The organism is Pseudomonas sp. TNT2022 ID642, from assembly GCF_028656995.1.
Classification (GTDB): Bacteria; Pseudomonadota; Gammaproteobacteria; order Pseudomonadales; family Pseudomonadaceae; genus Aquipseudomonas.
In genome coordinates, this window is sequence record NZ_JAMDGW010000037.1 from 101,796 (window position 1) to 108,420 (window position 6,625).

The window sequence follows — 6,625 nt, forward strand, 5'->3', positions numbered from 1 at the left end:
ATGCAATCGCTGCTTCAGCTGACCGACACCCAGATCAGTACCTGGGTGGCCTCGTTCATGTTGCCGCTGTTTCGCGTCGCCTCGATGCTGATGGTGATGCCGGTGTTCGGCACCACGCTGGTGTCGCGGCGGATTCGCCTGTATTTCGCTGTAGCGATCACCGTGTGCATTGCGCCGAGCCTGCCGCCGATGCCAGCGGTCAGCCCCTTGGACCTCAGCGGTTTGCTGCTGATAGCGGAACAGATTCTCGTTGGTGCCGTGCTCGGATTTTCCCTGCAGCTGTTTTTCCAGGCCTTCGCCGTGGCGGGGCAAATCGTTGCGATCCAGATGGGCATGGGCTTCGCCTCGATGGTCGACCCGGCCAACGGTGTCTCGGTAGCAGTGATCGGGCAGTTCTTCACCATGCTCGTAACCCTGCTGTTCCTGTCGATGAACGGCCACCTGGTGGTGTTCGAAGTCCTCACCGAAAGCTTCACCACGCTGCCGGTCGGTGGCGGCCTGATGACCGCGCAATATTGGGAGCTGGCCGGCAAACTCGGCTGGGTTCTCGGTGCGGCGCTATTGCTGGTATTGCCGGCGGTCACCGCGCTGCTGGTGGTCAACATCGCCTTTGGCGTGATGACTCGCGCCGCGCCACAACTGAACATTTTCTCCATCGGTTTTCCTTTGACCCTGGTGCTCGGTCTGTTCATTGTCTGGGTCGGGCTGGCGGACATTCTCAATCAGTATCAGCCGCTGGCCAGCGAGGCTTTGCAGTTGTTACGCGAACTGGCACGGGCGCGCTGAGTCATGGCAGAGAGCGAAAGCGGTCAGGACAAAACAGAAGACCCCACGGAGAAACGGAAAAAGGACTCCCGCGAGAAGGGCGAGATTGCCCGTTCCAAAGAACTCAACACTCTGGCCGTGACCATGGCCGGTGCCGGTGCGCTGCTGGTGTTCGGCGGCATGCTCGCCGAGGACCTGATGGAGTTGATGCGCCTGAACTTCACGCTGTCGCGTGAGGTGATCATGGATCAGGGTTCCATGGGCGCATTTTTGTTGAAGTCGGGTCAGATGGCGCTGGTGGCCATCCAGCCGTTCATGATCACGCTATTGCTGGCAGCCCTGATCGGGCCGATCTCCCTCGGTGGCTGGCTGTTTGCGGCGGGCTCCCTGGCGCCCAAGTTCAGTCGGATGAACCCGGCGGCGGGCCTGAAACGGATGTTCTCGTTCAAGGCTGTAGTCGAACTGCTCAAGGCGCTGGCCAAATTTCTGATCACCTTGGGGGTGGCGTTGGCGGTGTTGTCGGCGGACGTCGATGACTTTCTGCGGATCGCCCACGAGCCGCTTGAAATGGCGATCATCCACAGCGTCACGCTGGTCGGCTGGAGCACCTTGTGGCTGGCTTGCGGCCTGATCATCATCGCCGCTGTCGACGTGCCGGTACAGCTCTGGGAAGCCCACAAGAAACTGCTGATGACCAAGCAGGAAGTGCGCGACGAGCACAAGGATCAGGAGGGTCGCCCGGAAGTCAAACAGCGCATCCGCCAGACCCAGCGCGAGATGTCCCAGCGCCGCATGATGGCGGCGATTCCTGACGCCGACGTGGTCATCACCAACCCGACCCACTACGCCGTCGCGCTCAAGTACGACTCGGAGAAGGGCGGCGCGCCGATGCTGATCGCCAAGGGCAGCGACTTCCTGGCGTTGAAAATCCGCGAAATCGCCGTGGCCAACAACGTCATGCTCCTCGAATCGCCGGGGCTGGCGCGCTCGATCTACTACTCCACCGAACTCGACCAGGAAATTCCCGGCGGCTTGTACCTGGCGGTGGCTCAAGTGTTGGCCTACGTCTACCAGATCCGCCAGTTCCGTGCGGGCAAGGGCAAGCGTCCGGATCCGCTCAAGGATGATTTGCCGATTCCGCCGGATTTGCGTCGCGATTCTTGACGCTTACCGTCTGTCTGGAAAACCGCTGAACCTGTCAAGTCTGACAGTAGACGCTTGCGCCCGCCGGCGCTCTCATTGGCATGGGAATTCTCCCGGCATTTCCCTGCATTGGTCGCTCTGATCATTTGATGCGAGTACCAGGGAGCGGCGCCTGCATCGTGTTTCAGAGGAAGCAATCATGGCAGACCAGCCCTACATAAAGTTGCAAGGTATGGAGGTTGAATTCGTCTCGGGAGTGTTGGAGCAACGTACAGCCGATCGCGCAATCGGTTACACCGTAACTTTCAAGTTCATGCTGGACTTCACCCATTTCAAGCAGATGGCCAACGCCTACAGCGCCAATTATCTGGAGGTGTCGAGCAACGCAATTCGGCCGGAGCTGGAGGGATTGGCGTATCACAATCACTACAGTGTGATTGGTGCTTCTGCAGGAAAAATCGTCAACAGTGCGATGCTTTTCGAACTCTTCACCAACCCGGATTTGTACCTGGATGGCTGGATCAACAATAAAATGGAGAGGCGATTTGGCAAGCCGCAATTCGTCATAGAGGGAAATGCGCTTTTGATAACGGCGCGGCAGGACTTTCGTTGGGAGAATCCGGAGCGCGAAATCAAGATCGAAGATCTCCCCATCATTTGGTTTGATTGGGCTCTCACCCTCATAGAGCAGCGGACAATAGTGTCCTGGGGGCTGCCGGAGCGTACGACGCCGATATCGGTGGTGACGTTTATGTACATGCAGAACGAGGTCGTCGTTATCGAGGGGACGAAGCTGCTCAGGGGCGCGCGCTATATCAACGGCAAGACGCTCGGTTTCGGCCCGATTACACCTGAACAGGTTTTAACCGCGTAGTGATCTGCAACCCGCCGCCCCGACTGAAACGGGGCGGCGGGTTTTTTCTGCCTCAAGGTTATGATCGTTCACACGCTCCGCGTGGGAATGCAGCCCGGGACGCTCTGCGTCCCTTCCAGAGCCGAACGCGGAGCGTCCGTTGAGGCATTCCCACGCAGGAGCGTGGGAACGATCATTGCGGGGCGTTACTGCGGCAAATCCAGATTATCCATCACCCGATTCACCGCCAGCTCGCCGAGCATGATCAATTGCGCGATCCCCAATAGAGTCCTGCGCTGCGAAGCGGGTATGAGGTGGGCAAAGTCATGGGCGATGGTTCTGGCTGAGGCGAGTGTTTCGCACGCATCGGCCAGCAGCTCTTCGTTTTTGAAGTCGGCGGTAACGGCGTACATCCGGCGGGTTTTGCGCGGTGGTGGGGTGGAGCCGGGTGGGCAGAGGTAGTGATCGAGGGCGCGGTCGGCTGCTTCGTGGAGTTTTTTGGAGTCGAGGGATTCGTAGGGGGAGGTGGGGTCGGTTTCGGGTGGGTTGGGTGTTGGTTTGATCATGGTGAAGCTCCTACAAGGTGGAGCCGCTAAAACCCGTCGCTAAACAGGTAAGGTGGCGGCTGGACGCAGGTTAGCGAACCGGGTGTAGGCGCCCGGCAGACCCGAAGATCTCCCGCGCACAGCCGCCATAACGCAAATTGTAGATAAGCATCCACAGTCGAGTTTGGAGCGCTGGTGCGCCTACATAGACTCGAGTCGCTAAACCCGATCGCTGATTTGTCAGCGACCGGACCACAATAGAACCCGACCCCAAAGCGCACAAGCCGGCGGATTCTGGCGTAGCTGTAGGCAATGGCGCAAGAATTTGTAGCCTGAAAGGCGTGTCTGGAGGTGTCTTTTAAACGCCTGAGTTTAAAAGGCGATTTGCGCTGACTTCACTGGCCCCTTCGCGAGCAAGCTCGCTCCCACATTTGGAGCGCGTTTTCCTGTGGGAGCGAGCTGCTCGCGAAAGGGCCATCCAGGTCAGCCAAAAAACCTCGATCAAGCCCCCGCTGTTTAAATTACTTGTTAAATAAATCCGTCCCCCTTTTTTGCACTTCTCTAAATCCAAGTGACGTAATTAAAGTGAAGTGGCGAGCATTTAAATCAATGACTAGATATCGTTCGCCCATTACTCTTAGTCGGAAAGGGTGAGATTGTCCATGAGCGTGTAAGGCGCATCAAGAATAATTTTTTTGATTTTTTTACCATTTGGGGCGGTATATTTGAACCAATAAGCACCGACCTCAAAATTCTTGGTTTCAATGAAAAAGTCATTTTCATCGTAGAACATGATTGATGAGGGGGCAGATACATACTGTTCAACACCAAGCGTAATATTAGTCCAAGCTCGATTTAAGTCGAATTTGATACTCCCTTCTCCTCGCTGGAGGAGAAATTTGTCAGTGATCATTGGTGGTGTGGCGTTATCGTTGAATACACCTAGATGGTAAGATTGGACAGTTATAGTTAGATGCGTTAGGGGTAAAATACTTCCTTCAGAATGCTCGCCAAGCGCCAATGTCTCAAAGTCTTCAAATACAATCATAGGTTCTGCTTTTACTACATAAGTCATTGCCGGAAACGTTACTGCTTCATCCCAATTTGCCACTTTATCGAAGTTTAGCTTGAAGGTAATTATCAGTTTACTTCCATCTTTAAGATCTCGAAGCCATGCGATCCGCGCAACCGTTAACAGCCCCTCCAGTTGTTTATGTGCTGCGCCTGCCCAGAAAATGAGTTCTACAGCGTCTCCATTTTTATTAAATCCGTCGTAACGGAGCCAAATATTCTGATTCAAAGCCTGCAGCAACCATTTGGCGATCCTCAACTGCGCAGTTTCCTCCAACTGAGTTATATCCAGATCATCACCTACTGCGCCGTCGATGGCCGGCGTTGGCAGGTTATTGTCGCCATCGATAATCGGCTGTACGGTCAGATTCACTTCTTTTGAGCCCAGCGGGGTGCCATTAAGGGTGACGGTGTAAGTTATTTTCACCGGTTTACCCAGATTGAACGCCACCACTGAATTGGGCAGGGGGATTTCCTTGTCTGCTTGAGCGGTCACGTCGATCGGGCCAACCGTAACGCTGCCCTCACCGGGTGCGCCGCTCCAGGTCACACTCACTTGAGTTCCGATCATGTTTGAGTAAGCCCCAATAACCGCCGTTAGCGTGTCCTTGGCCGCAAAAGGATTGAGGCTATTACCGCTGGCTTCCTTGATGCTGGGGACTTTTAGATCCAAAGCCTTGATCGTGTAGGCCTTCACCGGCGCTAAAATCGCCTCTTCCTCCACACGGCTCAAGGTCAACGCGGCCTTGAAATGCAGTTCCAGCTTGCTGTCATTGGCCAGATCCTTGAGGAGGTCGTAGGGCACCTGGTAGGTATATCGACTGGCATTGATCCAGTTTTGATTAACGTAGGATGACGGCCATGGCCATCGTACGAAATGGAAATCGTCGCCGTTGCTCTTGGTACCTTTGAGTTCCAGTTTGACCCGTTGATTGACGGCAATGAATGCCCAGACGCCAGCGACCACTGTGGCGCCCGACGTCACCTTCGACAGATCCAGCACCGTGCCATCGGCTTGCTCAATACTGATTTTGTCCAGCTCTGTCGCAGGCAGCGGCATGACGCTCACGGTCAAAGGCAAGGATGGAATTGTCTGTCCTGCCGTGACGTCGTAGTTGAGTGTGAAGGTTTTGGTTTCATTGCCGATGTTGGCCGCAATGGCTTCGGCAGGAATCAGGAACTCGACGCTGCCGCTGGCGACGCCTTGTTTGGCGGGGATTTCCGGCGAGCCGGCGCCGGGCGTGCCCGTCATGGTCAGTTTGATGTTTTGTTTATCGTTCATGCCCGTGTAGGCCACGATGACCTTGGCTCCGGTCTGAGCGTTCAGAGGTGCCAGCGTCACACTCGCGCCCGTACCGTTGGCGGGTGGCATCCTCGGGAAAGGCAATGGATTTTCCAGCGCCACCCCGACGCCGAATGTCAACGGCTCGGCATAACTGGTCCAGCCCGCCGCGCGTTTGATCTCGTATCGGGCGGTCACCGTTCCGCCTTCATTACCCTTGATCACCGCCGCCGGGATGGTGAATGGCACTTCCTTGCCGGCGGTGAATTCGTTCAGCTTGATTCTGTCTGTATATTCGCCGGTGATCGAGCCTGTCCAGAACATGAATACTTCATCGCCCTCGACCGTTTCCTTGTAGATCACCGTCAGGGTGGTGCCGGCGGTGTCGGCGGGCAGGACGCCGTCCACCACGCCGTCCACCTTGGGCTGTGGCAGTTCCAGGCGTGGTTCGCCGACTTGCAGGATGTCGCTGTGGATCGACTCGCGAATGGCGCGGGTGGCGGCGTACTTGTCCAGCGTGGTGAGCACTGCGCTCGGAATCAGTAGTTGGTAGTAGAACTCCGCCGTGCCGCCGTTGACCGGGGCCAGGTGTTTGCCATCGATGTTGTATGCCAGCGGTGCCTCCGCGACGATGTCGTTGTAGGTGATGGGGCGGGTTGGCAACTGAGGCAGGTACGGCTTCAGGCCGGGCGTGGTGCCGAGCATGACCGGTTGGAGAACGTGGCCTTCGACGAAGGATTTATCGAAGGGGATCTCGAGACGGATTTGGGGCAGTGTGGGGTCGAGTGCGCCGGAATTCTCGTCCAGCACGATCGGCGCGCCCAGCCGCTGGACTTCGCCGATTGCGCGGATGAATTGGCTTTTGGAGCGCAGGTCGGTGGAGCCGTCGGCTTTTTCCAGGCGGTAAGACAAGGTGATCTGGGACTTGGCCAACTGGCGCAGCACCGCGTTGGGGGCCGAGGTTTC

At 56.6% G+C, this 6,625-nt stretch carries 5 protein-coding genes; 3 read left to right on the forward strand and 2 right to left on the reverse strand.

Annotated features, from left to right (window positions below):
• From fliR to M5G26_RS27860, 3 genes are all read left to right on the forward strand, one after another.
• The gene (gene fliR / locus M5G26_RS27850) at nt 1-786 is read left to right on the forward strand and encodes a flagellar biosynthetic protein FliR (protein WP_047599973.1); all 786 of its coding nucleotides are present in this window, start codon (nt 1-3) and stop codon (nt 784-786) included.
• Between the two features lie 3 nt (nt 787-789).
• Nucleotides 790-1,929, forward strand: coding sequence for a flagellar biosynthesis protein FlhB (flhB, locus tag M5G26_RS27855; protein ID WP_273917031.1), 1,140 nt, complete (start codon nt 790-792; stop codon nt 1,927-1,929).
• Between the two features lie 178 nt (nt 1,930-2,107).
• On the forward strand, nt 2,108-2,782 hold the full coding sequence (locus tag M5G26_RS27860) for a hypothetical protein (RefSeq protein WP_273917032.1): 675 nt from the start codon (nt 2,108-2,110) through the stop codon (nt 2,780-2,782).
• Between the two features lie 185 nt (nt 2,783-2,967).
• Here M5G26_RS27860 and M5G26_RS27865 read toward each other — a convergent pair whose 3' ends face one another.
• A complete protein-coding gene (locus M5G26_RS27865) occupies nt 2,968-3,327 on the reverse strand; it encodes a DUF6124 family protein (protein ID WP_273917033.1) in 360 nt (119 codons plus the stop codon).
• Nucleotides 3,328-3,943: 616 nt separating this feature from the next.
• Nucleotides 3,944-6,625: hypothetical protein (locus M5G26_RS27870; protein ID WP_273917034.1), on the reverse strand; the 2,682-nt coding region annotated here is incomplete at its 5' end.